Below are 17,908 nucleotides of genomic sequence, written 5' to 3' on the forward strand. Positions count from 1 at the left end.
ACTAAGGTTTTTGAATCATTGGATCCACGAGGAGCATGCCCAAATAGCAGTAATCCTCGCAACTAAATCGAAGCTTCTCGACTCCCCTGCGCCAAGCTGAGACATTCGGTATCGACCTCATCCTATCGAATCGAGAAGACTCCTTATCTTTTACCCGGACACTATATTAGAACAGATCACGAATGTCTGAACTCTCGCAATGGGTTGACAACGGTCATTGATGGATGGCAGCTTTTGGCCGATTATTGCCTGTCACAACGGGCCTTGCCCCAGAAAAGGGGGCTGATTGGCTAGCGTCACCGATGAGTGAAATGCTGCTGTACGAAGGCGTGATCTTCTTCGACCAGTCGAGGGTACCTGCTTTCATCAAGCGTTTCACGAAGTCGCTTGGAGTAGCCTGCCTGCTCAAATGCTACTTGGCACCTCGCGCTGTCATAGAACGACCGGAGATGGGCGAGTGCCTGATCAAATTTGGGGCTTTCAATACGTAGAAATAGACCTGTCAAATCTAGCTGGTCTGTGAGCTCTCGATACAAGTCGATTGCGAAAATACTGCCTCCGTTATTTCGAGCATGATAAACATGCACGTCGCCGTAGCCGTTGTAAAGGTGGGCGAAATACAACTCGTGGAGTTCGAGAATATTGACGGAAATTTCAAGGGTCGAAAATACCGCCTGCAGGTAGACGCTGGGAGACGTCTGATCACCTTCCCAGGTTACTAAATCTGACATCGATACACAGATCGCGAATTCTTTGGCATAAATAGTTTTATCGGACATTCTCATTCCAACGCTGAGTGTTTGAATTTTTAAGGGTGGACCTTTCATAAGGCACCGACTACGAGTTATGCCTCATATCGTTCGGACAGAGCATCAGCTCATCACAGAAATAACCGGCAACCGCTATTCTATCTCCGCGAGCGGCCGGAAATGGCCGGTTAGCGACCCTTTCTCTGGTCAGCCATCCTTGTCCTTCGACACGTGGAGGACTCGTCATGAACATCTTCGCTACCTGCAGCCGCCAGCCTTGGAACAAAGGAAAACTGGTAGGGCAGAAAGCTCCACTCAGACTGAGAGATATCTGGGCCATCCGGGTAAGGCTTCAAATTGCAGAACGAACCCGTGATCTTGCGCTCTTCGATCTGGCCATCGACAGCAAGCTTCGGGCCTGCGACTTAACCAAACTTCGTGTGCGTGACGTCGCCCATGGCGAGCACGTATCACCACGCGCCATCGTGATGCAGCAGAAAACGCTGCGGCCAGTGCAGTTCGAGATCACCGAACAAACACGGTTTGCTATCGCAGCCTGGATACACCAGGCCCAACTCCGGAGCGAGGACTGCCTTTTTCCGAGCCAGCTGCATACCTCAGACCATCTATCAACACGTCAATACGCACGTATCGTCAAAGGCTGGGTGGAAGCAATTGGCCTTGATCCAGCTATTTATGGCACTCACACAATGAGGCGTACGAAGGCATCGCTGATCTATCGCAGGACGAAGAATCTGCGAGCGGTTCAACTGCTGCTTGGCCATACGAAGCTGGAGAGCACCGTTCGATATCTGGGAATTGAAGTCGACGACGCCCTAGAGATGGCGGAACAGACCGAGGTTTGAATATGCATAGCGACGGTCGAGCCCTGACCGTCGCTAACCGGCCATAAGCAGACTGTCAGCAATCGATTGCTAATGCTCATTGGCCGGTTCAGGCCTTTCTCGACCACAATAAAACGGCAAAAAAAGCCAATGCTTGATTATGAAGCAGTTAAATCCAGAACATTTACTAAAAGAAAATGTACATGAAGAAGCTGAGTAATGATTTCAGTGGAGCACTCCGAACGTTTGCGTACTACATGGCAAGTGGAAGCCACTACATGCTTGAAAACGTGGAGTACATCGACATTTATGGCTCTGAGCCGAGTGCAATTGAGATGGTCTTCGCGATATTCGCGAACGTCATAGAGATGGACGGTGAAGGCAACGTGCTCAATTTCACCTACGCCCAAAGGAGAGCGACTGACTACTTAAGGTCATACTGCGACCCATCTTTCAAAGTAAAGCCGCCTCTTGAAGACTGGGAAACTGAGTTATATGGGCCGCCCTCACTCGGACGCTAAGACATTGTTTTAGCTCGCAGACACGAGGGCCGAATGGCAGCTATTGGCCGAAAGCGGCCGTTCGTTAATGGGTGGGAGGTAAATGCGGCTGGACGTGGTTTAAATTATGAGGCATGCCCAGTCGTAGCATGACGCCAAGGTGAGGATGGGCGTTTTCCATTACTTAAACGTAAGCCAGCAAGCGCGTTTAAATTACACAAATCGTTACGCCATAAAGGCTACAACGCCTTGCGCCATTGCCTACGCGCAGCTCAGAATCCGCCGGCATATGCGGCTATGGGATGGGGTATATCGTTTGCCTGTCACTGCAAAACAGTGATCGGGTTTGGTAGCCCGCTTCTTGATAGCCGTATGACGACACCTTATGCAGTCTCGATTTTGAGGCTCAGCTTTTATGGTGGCCATGCGTGGGGCTCATTCGTGAGCGCCGGGGTTTGCTATCTTGACCGGTCTACCAACCCACGCATGGCCGCCACCCATCGTTTGGTAGCGAGAGTGACGGCTCTTTATTTCTTATAAGGTAGCGAGTCCTCTATGTTCAAACCAACACCAAACCCACCGGACGCCGATCCGATCCCGTACGACCCAACGCTCGAACCTCAAAAGATAAAAGAGGCGACCGAGCGCGCCATCAATTTCTACCTCAACCCCGACGCACTGAAACTCTCAATCCCTTCCCGCAAAACCAGCCAGATCTTCCTGGTCGACCCCGCCGTGGACGAAGAAACCCTGCTCGTCGAAGCGTGCGAATCGTTAGCCGCCGCGAGTGACATGGCGCGTGATATCGGCAATGGCGTCGACAACTCACAACGCCGGGCGCTGTTGATGCTGCATCAGGTGATCATGCTGAGTGAGCTTATGGTCAATCGAGTGCTGGATGGCCGTCGCTTGCCGCACTAGCGATTCCGCCGCGATCGCCCTGTAGGAGCTGCCGCAGGCTGCGATTCTTTGATTTTGCGTTTGGTTGTAAGAAGAAGATCAAAAGATCGCAGCCTTCGGCAGCTCCTACAGGGGTTTATTTGATGTTTGCTGATTGGAGTTTTAGTTGATGAGCACTGCACCACCGAAGGCGTCGGTGACGGATCCGGCGTCGCCTTATGAATCGTTCGATTCGAGGAAGCTTCACGATGCGGCGGAGCGGGCGCTCGATCATTATCTGGCGCCTGAGAAGATCATGGCCACGCCGTATAGCCCCAGCACTTTGTTCATGGTTAATCCGCAATCCGATACTGAGACTTTGCTGGTCAATGCGTGTGAGTCTTTGGCCTCGGCGACGGTGATGCTTGGGGATTTTGCCGGGATGCTGGAGGGGCCGAATCGCAATACGTTGTTGGGGATTGCGCAGGTTGTGATGTTGGGGGAGTTGGCGGTGAATAAGGCGCTGGATAATGTTGAGCTGAAGGCTTCGGCTTAAGCGCTAGGTAACTTGTGGCGGACGATTGGGGACGGAGCTACGCATCGTTCGCCACCTTGATCTTCCTCAGCGCGACCGCGTTTAGACCAACCGATCTGTGTCTGCGGAATTATCAGCATTCCCGCTGACCCGAACATAATAATTATCGAATTCACCGCTTTCGACGAATACGAAGCCATGGCGAGTGTAAAAACGATTTGAAGCGCTTTCCTTGAGCGCGCCAACCCTGATGGCGCGCCCGACCTCATCGGCTTCTTTGAAAATCTGAGTGAGAACGCCAGAGCCGATCCCTGCTCCTTGAGCACTGGGGATCACATACAAGTGATCAAGCAATCGCTCGCCTTGGTGGTCTTTGACAACGACAAAACCAACCACATGACCTGATACTTCTATGCGGCGTGTGTTGCGGGCGTCGAAGCCATCAAGAAATCGTTCGCGCGCACGATGCGGGTTGAATCGACCGAGCCGCTCAAGGCTCTCGCGCATGGCCTCAATTCTAATGGTTACCAGATGTTCAAGGTCTTTATCGGAAGCTGCGCATAATACGAAAGCGGTGTTTTGACCAGTGGAAACAGGCATAACAAGTATCCCAAACGTGTACGTGACTGCTGAGAAAGATCTGGCATTTTCTTGCTGCCATAGTTTGAACGCCCCGAGTAGCGCCAGTCGCGGCATTACCAGCTTCCATAAGGGATGCCGAAGCGTTCGATGTAACGCTGAGTTTTATCGTTGAGCTTGTAGGCATAACGGCCTTCGGTCTTTCCCTGGCTCGGGCCTAGAGGTTCCACTTCAGCTTGGGCGCGACCGACATTAATGGGTTTGAAGCAGCTGTCCTTCACCCAGACTTGGACGACACCACCTGGCGCTAATCCCAACGTCATTGAGGCGGCATAAGGGGCGCGTTTGTTTGGCGTTTCCGGGCATCGCCGAGCGATTGAAGCTTTCAAGGCTTGTCGGGCTTCCTCTGATATATCCACCCAGACTTTGTAGGTTTTAGGTTCAACAATGGATTGCCAGCGAACGAAAATTCGTTTGGGTAACCCGGCTCCACTCACTGGGTTGATGCTTTTACCGCCAGTGTCGTGCCATCCCTTCGCTGATTCGGTGCCATCCTCTGGGGTATCGGTTCCTATTGGGCCACCGCCTGAGAGGCGAAATTGCTGACCATCGATGTCCTCGACTATGCGCAGTTCTACTTCCCCGAGCATGTAATCCGGCCCTTGAAAGTCGAGGCTCCACCACCGCAAATGCTGGTCATTTTCACTCGATAACGGGTCAGTAGCCTGACACCCGCCAATCAGTAACATGCTGGCCAGTGCCATGAATAATCTGTTCATCCTTGACCTCAATCGGGTACATGCGGGTGCTGAACTCGCATCCCGTCTTCTGTAGGGGCGTTGATGTAGAACAATTTCAGTTCGTGCTGATTACTGTCGTCCAAAGGGTTATTCCAGTGGGCAGAGGTGTGGATGTAACGCAGCTTCAACAGTGCTTCCTCAGATGGGGAAACACTGTAATCACCAGAAACGAACCTATCACAAAGCGCTTGGAGCTCAGCGCAAACCTGATAGTCAGGCATCTCCGGGATTTCCTGAAAACGCACGCCTTTTTGCTTTGCAAGCTCGTACATGACCCGCAAATACACTCGGGATAAATCACCCCGAACAGGGCGCGCGAACTGTAGCCCTGCATAGACACGTTCCTCTCGGTCGGCCATTCGATCCTGCGAGTCGACATCCAGTAGCTTCGGATTTGGAGTGACGATATCCAACATGGACGCAGGCCAGCCTTCCGCAACCATCCGAGCTTTTTGTTTCTCAGCATCACGATAGATTGAGGTCGTTGTAATAGCCGTTCCCTTTGTCACGGTTAGCCCTTGCATAGGCCCCACCAGAACACATTCCTCCGCTTCAGCAAAATAGCCTCCGCCGATATCCGAATGCACCCCGGGCAAGCTAATTTCCAGATGATCTGGCTTCACTCGGCTCAATGGGAAATTTGCCCGGCGCTCATCGCGCGCCACCAAATGCACCACGTTTGAGAACAGCGAACGAGGTAGATACAAATGGAGTCCAGGTGCTGTAGCGCTTTGTACCCTGCCGAAGTTACTCCACCCGGCGATGGACGCGACGGTATCGAACAGGCCAATGAAGCCCATGTTGATATCGCTTTTATAAAAGTCGAGAAAGGTTTTGCCGAAGCCTTCTTCGTTCGCTTCCAAGGCTTGCTTGAGTAGTCCTTTTTTTCCGAGCGCCACCTCATTCGCGAAGTGCCTTGCTGCCGCAGCGCCTCGACTGAAGCCAAAGGTGTCAAAGGTGAGCGAGGTTATTTCGCCACCAGGGTTTTCAAGGAGGGTGTTTTTTATATGCTGGTCGATTGATTGAAATGCCTGTTCAACCCGTCCGACAACCCCTGTGTCACCGCGCCCCATGCCTGCACCCATCAGACTGTCTTTTTTTCCCGACACGGTGCCAATACCGTCGACGTACACCTTTCGCAACGACAATATGTTCATGCCATCGGCAGTGGGCTCACTGGCAACCTGATAACGATCGAAGAGCTTGGATATGTTCGTAGTGTCACACCCATAGCTACTATCAGGATCACTCATATAGGGCTTGCAACTGGCGCCCCGATCCTCTGGCTTGATGGGATGTTGGGCGCCACACGCCAAACCCAATGCGGTGTTCGCCGCATTGTTTCCGGTGCCATCAAAAAACACCCCGATGCGCAGGGCAATCCTGGTTGTTGCGCTGGCGGTACGCGGGCCACTGTCGATGAGTGTTTGGCGCTGTGGCGGCACGGCGGGCCTGGATGTTGCGCGCGTTCGCAGGGCGTTAACGGGGGCGGGCCGGCAAACGTTCGGCATGATGTGATCGCAAGCCGTTACCCAATCGGATGTCTCGCTCAATCCTGGCCTCTCTGTACTTTCCATGTAAGGGAAGCCGGAGGCTAACAGTCAGGTCATAGGCCAATCTGTAGGAAACGTCTTGTTATTCGCGGTGAAAACACAACCACCTAGGCCTTGTTCCAGAGCCGATAAAAATGCGCGTATGAAAGAAAATAGCGGAGGGGATCACCCTGTAGGTTTAGCGGGTTTCAGTGGCAAGAAGGGAGCTTCAGGTCCCCAGCGAAATGATGAAGTCGATCACGCTCAGAGGCACGTAGATCAGGGTGATGGTCGTATAGCCTTTACGCGATCGCGCGAAGAACGCGCAGATTGGCAGCACAATCATGATCACGTCCAGCAGGCCCCACAGTGCTAAAGGCGAGGCGTCGAACAACATGACGTTGACGACCAGCCCCAGGCACAGGTACGTGGACAGCGACAGCAATGCATATCGCCCGTCCTGTTCGAAGTAGACGCGCAATCCGCTCTGCTCATCTTCGCTACGGCTCGGCAGCAATAACGCCGCCGTGACAAACAGCGACAGTGTCAGCATCACCAGCAGTAGAAACTCGAGAAACGAGAAGGTCTGTTTGACCGTCGACAGTGCGTTGACGGCCCACCAGAATTCCAGTTGCGTGGTGAATAGCATCACCGCCCAGACCAGCGGCACCCAGTCTGGCGCGGCCACGCGGCGGATGCGGAATACCGTGAGAGCGCCGAGCAGGAGGCGAGTGACGGAGAGGCCGAGGATCATCGAGAGAACGGTGGCCACGATCGGGAAGTTGTTCATCAAGCCTCCCGTGGATTCGTACTGGGCGAGGGCGGGGTCGTTGTTGTTACTGACCTTAAACTTAGCGTGGAACAGCGTTTGGGCAAGTTGCCTTCGCACCCGGCGATCCTGATTTTTGCACTCCGCCGGGTCACACCTGAACAGAGTCAGCGGTGGTCTCATTCAATTCTATTTTTATGCCGTACTTCTTTTTCAGCTTTTCGTCATGGGTGACGATGATCAAGTTGCGTGTATGCATGGCGAGCCATTCAACGATTTTGTGCGCGGTTCGTTCATCAAGCGCGGCAGTGGGTTCATCCAGTATCAGCGTGGGCTTGTCTCTTAATATCGCCCGGCCGATGGCGATTCGCTGTCTCTCACCACCACTCAATCCGCTGCCGGCGACGTCTATTTCAGTTGCCAGCAAGGCTTCAGCGTCAGTGCCTTGCCGTGTGAATCCGAGCAGTTCGACAATTTCCTGCAGTCTGTTTTGGCATACGTCATCAGCGCCATACAGCAGATTATCTTCGAGCGTACCGGACACTAGAACCGGTTTTTGCGGCGCGACGGAAACCTCTGACAGTATGTGTTCGGTGAGTGCCGCACTGATCCGGTGTCCTCTGTAGAGGGCCGTTCCTGCATGGGATTCTTCGAGACCCAAAAGAATGTTTACCAGCGTTGTTTTTCCCGCGCCGGATTTTCCTGAAATGATATTTACGCCAGACATCAACTGACCGTTGATGTTGTTCAGGATGGTTCTGTTGTCCTTTGCCAGTGTTACGCCTGTGAGCGTAAAGCCTTCGACGTCTGCGTGATGCTTCGGGTGGTACTGCTCTTTAATGTCTTCTTCGATGTATTTGATGCCGTCGTTCAACGATATGAGGTGGGCTTGAAGGTTGAACAGTGTGCCCGCCAATAGATGGAGTTGCAGGGTGAACAGGGTGATGTATCCAACGATCATGATGAAATCGCCAGCCGTAAAATTCGTGCGGTAGTACAGGCCGGATAACAGTATGAAAAATGTCAGTACGGCGCCAATCGCCATGCCTTGGCAGGCAATCCGAATGCCCATGCGAAGGTTGGCGTCTCTGATGGTTTTGACGTAGTTGTCGAAGAAGGTTCGGCCAAGGGCGTGTTCCTTGGGCAAGCTGTTGTTGATCTTGATGTCGTAAACCCTGCCAAGCCTTTCGACGGTATAGCTTGAAAGGTTGTTGTCGGCTTCAAACAAGGCGCGATGAATGCTTGAACTGGACTTGGCGACGTAGATGGCCAGGGATGTCAGTGCGACGCAGGCGACGAGAAACAGCATCGCGTAAGCCGCACCCATGATGGTGTAAAGCACGCTGATGGCGACGATGATTTCAACCGCGATAGGAACGATTGTCCAGAAAACGCCCACGGTGACCAGGCTGAAACTGCTGGCCGATCGATTGATGTCAGCCGCTACATAGCCAGGGTCGAGCGTTCGCTGTTTGCTGTGAGCGTACTGAAAAATTCGGGTGAGGATGGTTTCGTAAAGAGTCGCGTCGCACTTGGCGAGTATCCACGCCGAAAAGACGCCGCGAACGCTGGAAAGCACTTGTGAGACTGTCCAGAGTAAGGCGTAGCAACCTGCGAATAAGAGGAATTGAGTGCTTGCGTTCGGAGCGCCGTCAAAGGTGTTTGCGGCATTTCTCAGTAGTACTGGAAGCAAGGAATTAAGGGCACTGCAGAGTATGAACAGTGTGGATACCGCGATGAAGCTGGCGGTAAACCATCGATAGTTGTTCGAGATTATTTTGAAACTTTTCAGGTAATGGCTGACCCAGTTCATATGAATCCGTTCTTGATGGGGTTAAAGCGAGTTGCTTGGGTTGCAGCAAGCGCTCAACGATAGGGTTTGACCTGAGGACAAACAAGTCGGTGAGATCCGAGGTGGCTGTAGGCGATTGCCTTCGATGTTGTAGTTTTTGCGCTTGCGTGGCAGGCACCACCCAATGATGGTCGGACGCTGGGTTAGGATGATCGGCAACCGGAACGGAAACTCTGAACACAAGGACGCAGCCTTTATGGAATCTGCTTTTTCACAAATCACCGAGCGTTTGCACGACCGTCGATTTGCCGTAGCGAATAACACGCAAGGGTTGTCGGGGGCAGACACGGTGTTTCATTACCGTGTCGAGGGCTCGGGCATTTTGAGTACTTATGAGGGCGGGCGGATTCGTACGGGGCATCAAGTTGGCCGGGTGACTGGGGTCGATACGATTGAGCTGCTTTTCCATTGTTTGACGACGGAGGGCGAGATGCTTTCCGGTTGGTCGCGGGGGACGGTGGGGGTTGATGAGGCGGGGCGGACGACGTTGAGTTTTGTCTGGGGCTGGCTATCGGGGGCGAGTGGGGGTGGGGAGTCGAGTTATGTTGAGGTTGATGCGTAGCGCTTGGGCTCCTCGTGATTATCACGTGTTTTTCGGCGCTAACCTTTCGACGCAAGGATGATTATGTCTGTAGATCTTGATGAGTTGCTGGAACGTGTGACCGATGAGCAATCGTTCACCGAGTTCGTCGCTGCGCTGGGTGCAGATTTCTCCCGTGAGCGGGCGTTGGAGGCGACTGCATCGTCTCCTTATGAGGCGGGCGCATCGGGCTGGGAAAATGGATCGGTTGATACGTTTCTTGATGCGGCAGCTGCTTGGGCGGTTGCTACTTCGAGGAATGCTCAGGCGGATGCGGCAGTGTCGAATGTCTGGCGGCGGTGTGCGGCTATTTTGTTGGCTGGCAAGTTTTATGAGTGAGCGGGGCACAGTTCATCTGCTTTAGGCCCGCACGTTTTTCGATAAAAAACGCCCAAGGGTTTGGCCTGTTCTGGATGGTTAGAACGGCGTACTGCCTTGGGCGAAATCTTCACGATCGAGTGGCGGGGAGCACAGTCCAAGCCAGCCACTTCCCGAAGATTTCGTAGGCAAATACGCATTCGGTTGTAGTCTGATCCGTTCAGCGCTGCCCCATTTTTTTGAAATCAAAAAGAGGGCCTGCTGCGCAGTCCAGCGGGAGCAAGCTCCCTCGCCACAGAAGGTTTTATTGAGACTTGCCTATTTTTCCTGGCAGGGGTTTACCGTGGCGCGGCGGGATTGATGGCTGTTGGATTTGGGTTGGATGGGCTGACGCCTTCGCGGGCAAGCCCGCTCCCACAGTCGGTGGCGGGTTTGGGGTCTGGGTAAGCAGGCAAAATCCTTGTAGGAGTGAGCCTGCTCGCGATGGCGGTGGGTCATTCAATGTTGATGTTGGCTGGATGAGCGCTATCGCGAGCAGGCTCACTCCTACAGGGGTGGGCGATTAGTTATAGCCCGCCGAAGCCTGCGAACCATGGGAACACGATGTTGCCTTTATGCCCTTTGTAGTGGGCTTTTTGGCTGAGCTGTTGGCGGCAGAGGATCCAGCTGATGAAGGCGGGGAGGAATATCAGGTTGATCAGCCATTGGAAGGGGTTGGTTGATTGGTAAAGGATGGCGGCCAGGATGTTGATCAGGACGAGGCCCATGATGATGAGGTTGTAGTGGATGTGCCTGCGTTTGATGGCGGCAAAGCTTTCCCAGTCATCGATGAGCCAGTCGTGGGAGAAGTGGCCGCAGTCGGGGCATTTGTGGGTGGGCGGGATGTGACTGACGAGATGGTTGCAGTCAGGACATCGGAAGTTCATCGAGGTATCCAGTGGTGGGGGATGCTTAGCGGGGTTGGGGTGAGGTTAGCAGGGTGGGGGTGGTTTGCCATTGTTGCGACTGGGCAGGGTGGGTTAGTTTTTTAGGTGTTGAATGTGCTGGCGTCTTCGCGAGCAAGCTCGCTCCCACAGGGGTTTTCTGTCGTACATGGAATTCGGGGCACACCACAAATTTACTGTGGGAGCGGGCTTGCTCGCGAAAGCGGTGGGTCGGGTTAGGTGATGGTGGATGTGCTGGCGTCTTCGCGAGCAAGCTCGCTCCCACAGGGGTTTTCTGTCGTACATGAAATTCGGGGCACACTAAAAATTTACTGTGGGAGCGAGCCTGCTCGCGAAGGCGGCGTGTCAGGTTAGGTGATGGTGGGAGTGCCGCCGTCTTCGCGAGCAGGCTCGCTCCTACAGGGGTTTTGTGCCGAACAGAGAATTCGGGGCACACCACAAATTTACTGTGGGAGCGAGCCTGCTCGCGAAGGCGGTGTGTCAGGTTAGGTGATGTTGGATGTACTGGCGCTTTCGCGAGCAAGCTCGGCTCCTACAGGGGTTGGGGTTGTACTCGGAATTTGGGGTAGGGCGAAGCTCATTTTCTTTTAATAAGAAATTATATTAGTTGCGAATGAAACGCGGTGCGCGGTGTTTAGTTTCTAAAAGCTTTAACAACTTCACCGGCTAAACCCAATCGCACTAACCCAACTAATAAAGTTGCCATTGATCGCTAAAACCCCTCACTCGCCGTTGTGTTTTTGCCAACTGTTCTAGTCTGATTCCCCATCAGGCCGGAGGCATCACAGTGCCAACATTCAACGAGCCAAATGAGCCAAAAACACAGCGCCGCAAGGAAACGCTTCTATTCCTTTTCCTGGTCGTGTGCCTGTTTCCATTGCTTTCCATCGCCATCGTCGGTGGTTACGGCTTCATGATCTGGTTTTTCCAAATGCTTTATGGCCCGCCTGGGCCGCCTAACTGATCGTCCTCAGCACTCTGTTGGAGTCAGCACATGGAAGAAGCGCTGCATATCGCCAGCCTTGTGGTACTTGCCCGGCCAGAACTGTTTGATGCGGTTAAAGCCAACTTGCGTTTGTTGGACGGTCTGGAGTTGCATCATGAAAGTGCTGCCGGAAAACTCGTGGTGGTACTTGAAGCCACGCACGAAAACCAGATCCTGCAACGCATTGAACAGATCAATAACTTGCCCGGTGTGCTCAACGCCGCGTTGATCTATCACGAACTCCTCGAACCCGCAGGAGACTCCCAATGAGCATGTCGCGCCGCGAATTCGTCAAAGCCCAGGCCGCTGCGATTGCGGCAGCGGCGGCCGGGCTGCCGATTGTCACGTCGGCGAGCAATCTGATTACCGAAGCCGACATGGTCACGCTGGACTGGAACAAGGCGCCGTGCCGGTTTTGCGGCACGGGCTGCAGTGTGATGGTGGCCACGCGCGACAACAAAGTCGTGGCCACCCATGGCGACGTCAAGGCCGAGGTCAATCGTGGCTTGAACTGTGTGAAGGGCTATTTTCTGTCGAAAATCATGTACGGCGTCGACCGTCTGACCCAGCCGATGTTGCGCATGAAGGACGGCAAATTCGACAAGCAGGGCGAGTTCCAGGCGATCAGTTGGGACAAGGCTTTCGACATCATGGAGGAGAAATTCAAGCAGGCCCTGAAAGCCAAAGGCCCCGAGTCCGTGGGCATGTTCGGTTCCGGGCAGTGGACGGTCTGGGAAGGTTACGCCGCCAACAAGCTGATGAAGGCCGGTTTTCGCAGCAACAACATCGACCCCAATGCGCGCCATTGCATGGCCTCGGCGGTGATGGGTTTTATGCGCACGTTTGGCGCGGATGAGCCGATGGGCTGCTACGACGACATCGAAGTCACGGACGCCTTTGTGCTCTGGGGTTCGAACATGGCCGAGATGCATCCGATTCTCTGGAGTCGCGTGACCGACCGGCGCTTGAGCCAGCCGAATGTGAAGGTCGCGGTGCTGTCGACTTTCGAGCATCGCAGTTTCGAACTGGCCGATATCCCGATGGTGTTCAAGCCGCAAACCGATCTGCTGATCCTCAATTACATCGCTAATCACATCATCGAAACCGGCGCGGTGAATCAGGATTTCATCAGCAAACACACGCGCTTCGCCAAAGGTGCCGATGACATCGGTTACGGCTTGCGCCCGGACGATCCACGGGAGAAACAGGCGAAAAATGCCGACAAGGCCAACACGTGGACGGACATGTCGTTCGAGCAATACGCCGCGTTCGTCAAACCCTACACGCTGGAGCGCACGGTGAAAGAAACCGGTGTTTCTGCTGAGCGGCTCAAGAGCCTTGCCGAGTTGTACGCCGACCCTAAACGCAAGGTCGTGTCGTTCTGGACGATGGGCTTCAACCAGCACACGCGCGGGGTTTGGGCCAACAACCTGATCTACAACATCCATTTGCTCACCGGCAAGATCAGCGAGCCGGGCAACAGTCCATTCTCGCTAACGGGCCAGCCTTCGGCCTGTGGCACCGCGCGCGAAGTCGGAACGTTTTCCCATCGTCTGCCGGCTGATCTGGTGGTGACCAATCCCAAACACCGAGCCACGGCGGAGAAGATCTGGAAGCTGCCGGCCGGCACGATTCAGGAGAAAGTCGGCTTCCACGCGGTACAGCAGAGCCGCATGCTCAAAGACGGCGTGCTCAATGTTTACTGGACGCAAGCCAGCAACAACATGCACGCCGGGCCGAACATCATGCAGGAGGTGCTGCCCGGTTGGCGCAAGCCGGAGAACTTTGTGATCGTGTCGGATGTTTACCCGACGGTGTCTGCCCAGGCTGCCGATCTGATTCTGCCCAGCGCGATGTGGGTGGAGAAGGAGGGCGCGTTTGGCAACGCGGAGCGGCGTACGCAGTTCTGGCATCAGTTGGTTAGCGCACCGGGTGATGCGAAGTCGGATCTGTGGCAGTTGATGGAGTTTTCCAAGCGCTTCACCACCGATGAAGTCTGGCCTGCCGAGTTGCTGGCGAGTGCGCCGGAGTACAAGGGCAAAAGCCTGTTCGAGGTGCTGTTCAAGAACGGTCAGGTCGACCAGTTCCCGGTCGAGCAGATAGTGGCTGGCTTCAAAAATGATGAGGCCAAGGCCTTTGGTTTTTACGTACAGAAAGGTCTGTTCGAGGAGTACGCGCAATTCGGTCGCGGCCACGGCCATGATCTCGCGGCCTTCGATCGTTATCACGACGAACGTGGGCTGCGCTGGCCGGTGGTCGACGGCAAAGAAACCCGTTGGCGCTATCGCGAGGGGCTCGATCCGTATGTCGAGGCCGGCAGCGAAGTGCAGTTTTACGGGTATCCGGACAAGAAGGCGATCATCTTCGCCTTGCCTTACGAGCCGCCGGCGGAAGCCCCGGACGCAGATTTCCCGTTCTGGTTGAGCACCGGCCGGGTGCTCGAACATTGGCACACGGGCACCATGACGCAACGGGTCGAGGAGCTCTATAAAGCGGTGCCGGATGCGCTGGTTTACATGCACCCCGAGGACGCGAAAGCCTTGAAGGCACGGCGTGGCAGCGAAGTGAAGCTGATCAGTCGACGCGGGGAAATCCGTGCGCGCATCGAAACTCGCGGACGCAATAAACCGCCGCGCGGATTGGTCTTCGTGCCGTTTTTCGACGCCAACAAGTTGATCAATAAAGTCACGCTCGACGCCACCGACCCGATCTCCAAGCAGACCGACTACAAGAAATGCGCCATCCGCATCGAGTTGATCAGCGCGGCTTGAGGAGAACCGTGATGCCTTTTCGAATCCTGCCGTGGGTATTGCTCGCCGTGATCGGCGTGACGATTGCCGCCGAAGTCGATTACCCGCTGGATGCCCCGGCCCCCGACGGCCGGCGTCTGGGCGGCACCATCACCCAGAACTCGCCCGCGCCGCCGATTGCCAACGACGAGAACAAGGATCTCAAGCGCGAGCGCAATTACCCGGATCAACCACCGACGATTCCGCATAGCATTCGCGGCTATCAGATCGACAAGAACGGCAACAAATGCCTGTCGTGTCACAGCCGCGCGAACAGTGCGCGCAGTCAGGCGACCGCGATCAGCATCACGCATTACATGGATCGCGATGGCCAGGCATTGGCGGCGGTGTCACCGCGTCGCTACTTCTGCAACCAGTGCCACGTGCCGCAAAAAGAGGTGCAGCCGTTGGTGGGCAACAGCTTTGAAACCATCGACAAGATCCTGCAAGACGACGCCAATGCTGCGCAGAAACCTTGAGGAGGCGCCATGAAAGCACTGTTCGCCCTGCTTAAGGATTACTGGGGCATCCTCTGTCGGCCGAGCGTTTATTACAGCCTGGGGTTTTTGACGTTGGGCGGGTTTGTTGCCGGGATCATTTTCTGGGGCGGATTCAATACCGCGCTGGAGATGACCAACACCGAGAAGTTCTGCATTTCGTGCCACGAGATGCGCGATAACGTCTATGTCGAGTTGCAGGACACCATCCACTACACCAACCGTTCCGGCGTCCGCGCCAGTTGCCCGGATTGCCATGTGCCGCATGAGTGGACACACAAGATCGCGCGCAAGATGCAGGCGTCGAAAGAAGTGTGGGGCAAGTTGTTTGGCACCATTGATACCCGCGACAAGTTCCTCACACTGCGTCGTGAACTGGCGGAGCATGAGTGGGCGAGGCTTAAGGCCAATGATTCACGCGAGTGCCGGAACTGCCATAACTTCGAGTTCATGGACTTTACCCGCCAGGGCAAACGCGCGGCGGCGATGCATTCGACAGCACTGGCGAATGGAGAGGCGACATGCATTGATTGCCATAAGGGCATCGCGCATAAGTTGCCGGATATGAGTGGGGTGAAGGGGTGGTGATTCAGGGGGATTAGTATTGATCGGGCTGCCGTCTTCGCGAGCAGGCTCACTCCTACAGGTTTCCCTGTCGTACACAAAATCTGAGTTAGAACACAAATCCCCTGTGGGAGCGGGCTTGCTCGCGAAAGCGGTGGGTCAGGTTAGGTGATGTTGAATGTGCCGCCGTCTTCGCGAGCAAGCTCGCTCCCACAGGTTTCTCGGCCATATACAAAATCCGGTACACACCACAAATCCCCTGTAGGAGCGAGCCTGCTCGCGAAAGCGGTGGGTCAGCCACATTGATGTTGGATGTGCCGCCGCCTTCGCGAGCAAGCTCAGCTCCTACAGGTTTCCCTGGCGTACACAAAATCCGAGACGCACCACAAATCCCCTGTAGGAGTTAGCCTGCTCGCGAAAGCGGTGTGTCAGCCACATTGGTGTTGAATGTGCCGCCGTCTTCGCGAGCAAGCCCGCTCCCACAGGTTTCCCTGTCGTACACAAAACCTGAGACGCACCACAAATCCCCTGTAGGAGCGAGCCTGCTCGCGAAAGCGGTGTATCAGCCAAGAAGATGTTGGATGTGCCGCCGCTTTCGCGAGCAAGCTCAGCTCCTACAGATTTTCTGTCGTACACAAAATCTGAGTCAGAACACAAATCCCCTGTAGGAGTGAGCCTGCTCGCGAAAGCGGTGTGTCAGGCACCGTGATGCCGGATCTGCCGCCATCTGTGCCCTCTACACCTGCTAACGAACGCCAGCCTGGCGCAGTGCCGCCGGGGTGTAGCTGGCTGCCGAGGCCGTTGCGCCGAACTCGATGCTGCGTTTCTCTTCGTTCTTCAAGCCCAGCACCGAGTAACGACCCGATTGCAGGTCGTAGAGCGCTTCGGCGGTGTAGCCCGGGACTTGCTTGTGGTAGTACTGCTGGGCGTGGCCTTCGCCGACGCGCCAGAGTTGGCCGCGACCGTCGTAGTGGTCGACTTCCGCCAGTTGCCAGGTGTCTTCATCGAAGTACATGTGGCGAACCGCATAGATGTGGCGCTCGCCCGGTTTGAGTTTGGCCACCACTTCCCAGACGCGGTGCAGTTCATATCGCGTCAGATCCTGGTTGATGTGGCCGGCCTTGAGAATGTCGGCGTACTTGAGGTTCGGCGAGTCGAGCTTGTAGCTGTTGTAGGGGATATACAGTTCTTTTTTGCCGACCAGTTCCCAGGTGTAACGGTCGGGCGCGCCGTTGAACATGTCGTAGTTGTCAGTCGTCGCCAGTCCATCGGCGGCAGTGGCGGGGCCGTCGTAGGCGACTTGTGGCGCACGGCGAACGCGGCGGTGGCCGGCGTTGTACAGCCAGGCATCGCGCGGTTCTTTGACTTGATCAATGGTTTCGTGGATCAGCAGCACATTCCCCGCCAGGCGCGCAGGCCCGGTGATGCGCTGGATGAAATAGAACAGGATGTTTTCGGCTTTGCTCTTGTCGAGGTCAGGCAGTTCGCGCGGATAGGAAATCTCGTCCTCGAGTTGCACCATGTTGAAGTCGCCGTTGGCTTGCGGCTGAACACGGGTGGCCAAGCGGTTGAGGTTGCCGCCGCGATAGCGGGTCAGGTGATTCCACAGCACTTCAACACCGTTTTTCGGGATCGGAAACGCGTAGTAGCGCGTGTCGCTAAAACCGCTCAGGCCATTGCCGCCGTCGACTTCCTCGGTTTTGACCGCGCTGTTTTTGATCACCGAATAAATGTCCGCCGGCGCCGACGCCGTGCGATGCGTCGGGTAGACCGGGATTTTGTAGGTCTCGGGGTAACGCTTGAACAGCGCCAGTTGCCCGGCCGTGAGCTTGTCTTTGTACTTTTCGGCGGTGGCCGCGGTGATCACGAAAAGCGGCTTTTCATTGGCGAATGGATCGCTCAAGAAACCCTTGGCATCGACGCTGCCGGCACTGGTCGGCAAGCCACCGCTCCAGGCCGGAATGCTGCCATCGGCATTGGCGGCTTTCACCGCGCCCATCGGCGTCAGCGTCGTGCCCAACTGCGCGGCTTCTTCGGGAGAAACCTTGGCCATGACACCAGTGGCCAGCAACGAAAGGCTCAAAGTAGCGATATGCGCGAGTGTTTTTGTTGTTTTCATGGTGGGGTACTCATGATTGTGATCGCGTTGAAGTTCGCACCTCGGTTGAACGAGGTGATGTGGGTGAAGCGC

19 protein-coding genes are annotated in these 17,908 nt (G+C 55.1%); 11 read left to right on the forward strand and 8 right to left on the reverse strand.

Annotated features, from left to right (window positions below):
- Positions 1 to 296: 296 nt before the first annotated feature.
- Positions 297 to 779 (reverse strand): hypothetical protein, encoded by a 483-nt coding sequence (locus tag ACZZ0D_RS08775; RefSeq protein WP_463552950.1) that lies wholly within the window; start codon positions 777 to 779, stop codon positions 297 to 299.
- Positions 780 to 994: 215 nt separating this feature from the next.
- On the opposite strand from ACZZ0D_RS08775, the gene ACZZ0D_RS08780 reads away from it, so the two are divergent.
- The 4 genes from ACZZ0D_RS08780 (at position 995) to ACZZ0D_RS08795 (ending at position 3,529) form a co-directional block, all read left to right on the forward strand.
- Positions 995 to 1,615: a tyrosine-type recombinase/integrase gene (locus ACZZ0D_RS08780; protein WP_463552952.1), complete on the forward strand. Its 621-nt coding sequence runs from the start codon at positions 995 to 997 to the stop codon at positions 1,613 to 1,615.
- 182 nt (positions 1,616 to 1,797) lie between these two features.
- Positions 1,798 to 2,115 carry a DUF7677 family protein gene (locus ACZZ0D_RS08785; RefSeq protein ID WP_034154003.1) on the forward strand — a complete coding sequence of 106 codons (318 nt, stop codon included), beginning with the start codon at positions 1,798 to 1,800 and terminating at the stop codon, positions 2,113 to 2,115.
- Positions 2,116 to 2,649: 534 nt separating this feature from the next.
- A complete protein-coding gene (locus tag ACZZ0D_RS08790; RefSeq protein WP_463552953.1) occupies positions 2,650 to 3,015 on the forward strand; it encodes a DUF6124 family protein in 366 nt (121 codons plus the stop codon).
- Between the two features lie 148 nt (positions 3,016 to 3,163).
- Positions 3,164 to 3,529 carry a DUF6124 family protein gene (locus tag ACZZ0D_RS08795; RefSeq protein WP_463552954.1) on the forward strand — a complete coding sequence of 122 codons (366 nt, stop codon included), beginning with the start codon at positions 3,164 to 3,166 and terminating at the stop codon, positions 3,527 to 3,529.
- A gap of 81 nt (positions 3,530 to 3,610) precedes the next feature.
- Here the strand turns inward: ACZZ0D_RS08795 and ACZZ0D_RS08800 are convergent, their stop codons facing one another.
- The 5 genes from ACZZ0D_RS08800 to ACZZ0D_RS08820 form a co-directional block, all read right to left on the reverse strand.
- Positions 3,611 to 4,108, reverse strand: a complete 498-nt coding sequence (locus tag ACZZ0D_RS08800; protein ID WP_463554778.1) for a GNAT family N-acetyltransferase — start codon at positions 4,106 to 4,108, stop codon at positions 3,611 to 3,613.
- Positions 4,109 to 4,203: 95 nt separating this feature from the next.
- On the reverse strand, positions 4,204 to 4,866 hold the full coding sequence (locus tag ACZZ0D_RS08805) for a DUF2931 family protein (protein WP_463552955.1): 663 nt from the start codon (positions 4,864 to 4,866) through the stop codon (positions 4,204 to 4,206).
- Between the two features lie 8 nt (positions 4,867 to 4,874).
- Positions 4,875 to 6,398: a T6SS phospholipase effector Tle1-like catalytic domain-containing protein gene (locus ACZZ0D_RS08810; protein ID WP_463554779.1), complete on the reverse strand. Its 1,524-nt coding sequence runs from the start codon at positions 6,396 to 6,398 to the stop codon at positions 4,875 to 4,877.
- A 250-nt stretch (positions 6,399 to 6,648) separates the two neighbouring features.
- Positions 6,649 to 7,209, reverse strand: coding sequence for a hypothetical protein (locus ACZZ0D_RS08815; RefSeq protein ID WP_463552956.1), 561 nt, complete (start codon positions 7,207 to 7,209; stop codon positions 6,649 to 6,651).
- Positions 7,210 to 7,339: 130 nt separating this feature from the next.
- Positions 7,340 to 9,001, reverse strand: coding sequence for an ATP-binding cassette domain-containing protein (locus tag ACZZ0D_RS08820; RefSeq protein ID WP_463552957.1), 1,662 nt, complete (start codon positions 8,999 to 9,001; stop codon positions 7,340 to 7,342).
- Positions 9,002 to 9,236: 235 nt separating this feature from the next.
- Here ACZZ0D_RS08820 and ACZZ0D_RS08825 point away from each other — a divergent pair, with 235 nt between their 5' ends.
- Positions 9,237 to 9,602, forward strand: coding sequence for a hypothetical protein (locus tag ACZZ0D_RS08825; protein ID WP_463554780.1), 366 nt, complete (start codon positions 9,237 to 9,239; stop codon positions 9,600 to 9,602).
- Between the two features lie 63 nt (positions 9,603 to 9,665).
- Complete coding sequence (locus ACZZ0D_RS08830) at positions 9,666 to 9,959, forward strand: DUF7660 family protein (RefSeq protein ID WP_218187433.1); 294 nt, start codon at positions 9,666 to 9,668, stop codon at positions 9,957 to 9,959.
- Between the two features lie 545 nt (positions 9,960 to 10,504).
- Here the strand turns inward: ACZZ0D_RS08830 and ACZZ0D_RS08835 are convergent.
- On the reverse strand, positions 10,505 to 10,864 hold the full coding sequence (locus ACZZ0D_RS08835) for a hypothetical protein (RefSeq protein WP_212550636.1): 360 nt from the start codon (positions 10,862 to 10,864) through the stop codon (positions 10,505 to 10,507).
- 805 nt (positions 10,865 to 11,669) lie between these two features.
- Here ACZZ0D_RS08835 and napE point away from each other — a divergent pair.
- From napE to ACZZ0D_RS08860, 5 genes are read left to right on the forward strand one after another with little or no spacing between them, the layout of a single operon-like run.
- Positions 11,670 to 11,846, forward strand: coding sequence for a periplasmic nitrate reductase, NapE protein (napE, locus tag ACZZ0D_RS08840; protein WP_463552958.1), 177 nt, complete (start codon positions 11,670 to 11,672; stop codon positions 11,844 to 11,846).
- Between the two features lie 30 nt (positions 11,847 to 11,876).
- Positions 11,877 to 12,137, forward strand: a complete 261-nt coding sequence (locus tag ACZZ0D_RS08845; RefSeq protein WP_159814496.1) for a chaperone NapD — start codon at positions 11,877 to 11,879, stop codon at positions 12,135 to 12,137.
- On the forward strand, positions 12,134 to 14,638 hold the full coding sequence (gene napA, locus ACZZ0D_RS08850) for a nitrate reductase catalytic subunit NapA (protein WP_463552959.1): 2,505 nt from the start codon (positions 12,134 to 12,136) through the stop codon (positions 14,636 to 14,638). The genes ACZZ0D_RS08845 and napA overlap by 4 nt, the downstream gene beginning before the upstream one ends.
- Before the next feature lie 11 nt (positions 14,639 to 14,649).
- Positions 14,650 to 15,135, forward strand: coding sequence for a nitrate reductase cytochrome c-type subunit (locus ACZZ0D_RS08855; protein WP_159814501.1), 486 nt, complete (start codon positions 14,650 to 14,652; stop codon positions 15,133 to 15,135).
- Between the two features lie 9 nt (positions 15,136 to 15,144).
- Positions 15,145 to 15,741, forward strand: coding sequence for a cytochrome c3 family protein (locus ACZZ0D_RS08860; protein WP_159814502.1), 597 nt, complete (start codon positions 15,145 to 15,147; stop codon positions 15,739 to 15,741).
- A 721-nt stretch (positions 15,742 to 16,462) separates the two neighbouring features.
- Here the strand turns inward: ACZZ0D_RS08860 and ACZZ0D_RS08865 are convergent.
- Entirely contained in the window at positions 16,463 to 17,836 is a 1,374-nt protein-coding gene (locus ACZZ0D_RS08865) for a DUF1329 domain-containing protein (RefSeq protein WP_463552960.1), read from the reverse strand.
- Positions 17,837 to 17,908: the final 72 nt, after the last annotated feature.

This window comes from Pseudomonas sp. AC193 (assembly GCF_979258075.1).

Excerpts from the sequence above, each read along its gene's own strand:
- ACZZ0D_RS08815 (WP_463552956.1), bottom strand. The coding sequence starts at position 7,209 with ATGAACAACTTCCCGATCGTGGCCACCGTTCTCTCGATGATCCTCGGC.
- ACZZ0D_RS08785 (WP_034154003.1), top strand. The coding sequence starts at position 1,798 with ATGAAGAAGCTGAGTAATGATTTCAGTGGAGCACTCCGAACGTTTGCG.
- ACZZ0D_RS08830 (WP_218187433.1), top strand. The coding sequence starts at position 9,666 with ATGTCTGTAGATCTTGATGAGTTGCTGGAACGTGTGACCGATGAGCAA.
- napA (WP_463552959.1), top strand. The coding sequence starts at position 12,134 with ATGAGCATGTCGCGCCGCGAATTCGTCAAAGCCCAGGCCGCTGCGATT.
- ACZZ0D_RS08845 (WP_159814496.1), top strand. The coding sequence starts at position 11,877 with ATGGAAGAAGCGCTGCATATCGCCAGCCTTGTGGTACTTGCCCGGCCA.
- ACZZ0D_RS08810 (WP_463554779.1), bottom strand. The coding sequence starts at position 6,398 with ATGCCGAACGTTTGCCGGCCCGCCCCCGTTAACGCCCTGCGAACGCGC.
- ACZZ0D_RS08790 (WP_463552953.1), top strand. The coding sequence starts at position 2,650 with ATGTTCAAACCAACACCAAACCCACCGGACGCCGATCCGATCCCGTAC.
- ACZZ0D_RS08860 (WP_159814502.1), top strand. The coding sequence starts at position 15,145 with ATGAAAGCACTGTTCGCCCTGCTTAAGGATTACTGGGGCATCCTCTGT.
- ACZZ0D_RS08820 (WP_463552957.1), bottom strand. The coding sequence starts at position 9,001 with ATGAACTGGGTCAGCCATTACCTGAAAAGTTTCAAAATAATCTCGAAC.
- ACZZ0D_RS08800 (WP_463554778.1), bottom strand. The coding sequence starts at position 4,108 with ATGCCTGTTTCCACTGGTCAAAACACCGCTTTCGTATTATGCGCAGCT.
- ACZZ0D_RS08775 (WP_463552950.1), bottom strand. The coding sequence starts at position 779 with ATGTCCGATAAAACTATTTATGCCAAAGAATTCGCGATCTGTGTATCG.
- ACZZ0D_RS08805 (WP_463552955.1), bottom strand. The coding sequence starts at position 4,866 with ATGAACAGATTATTCATGGCACTGGCCAGCATGTTACTGATTGGCGGG.
- ACZZ0D_RS08835 (WP_212550636.1), bottom strand. The coding sequence starts at position 10,864 with ATGAACTTCCGATGTCCTGACTGCAACCATCTCGTCAGTCACATCCCG.
- ACZZ0D_RS08855 (WP_159814501.1), top strand. The coding sequence starts at position 14,650 with ATGCCTTTTCGAATCCTGCCGTGGGTATTGCTCGCCGTGATCGGCGTG.
- ACZZ0D_RS08795 (WP_463552954.1), top strand. The coding sequence starts at position 3,164 with ATGAGCACTGCACCACCGAAGGCGTCGGTGACGGATCCGGCGTCGCCT.
- ACZZ0D_RS08865 (WP_463552960.1), bottom strand. The coding sequence starts at position 17,836 with ATGAAAACAACAAAAACACTCGCGCATATCGCTACTTTGAGCCTTTCG.
- ACZZ0D_RS08825 (WP_463554780.1), top strand. The coding sequence starts at position 9,237 with ATGGAATCTGCTTTTTCACAAATCACCGAGCGTTTGCACGACCGTCGA.
- ACZZ0D_RS08780 (WP_463552952.1), top strand. The coding sequence starts at position 995 with ATGAACATCTTCGCTACCTGCAGCCGCCAGCCTTGGAACAAAGGAAAA.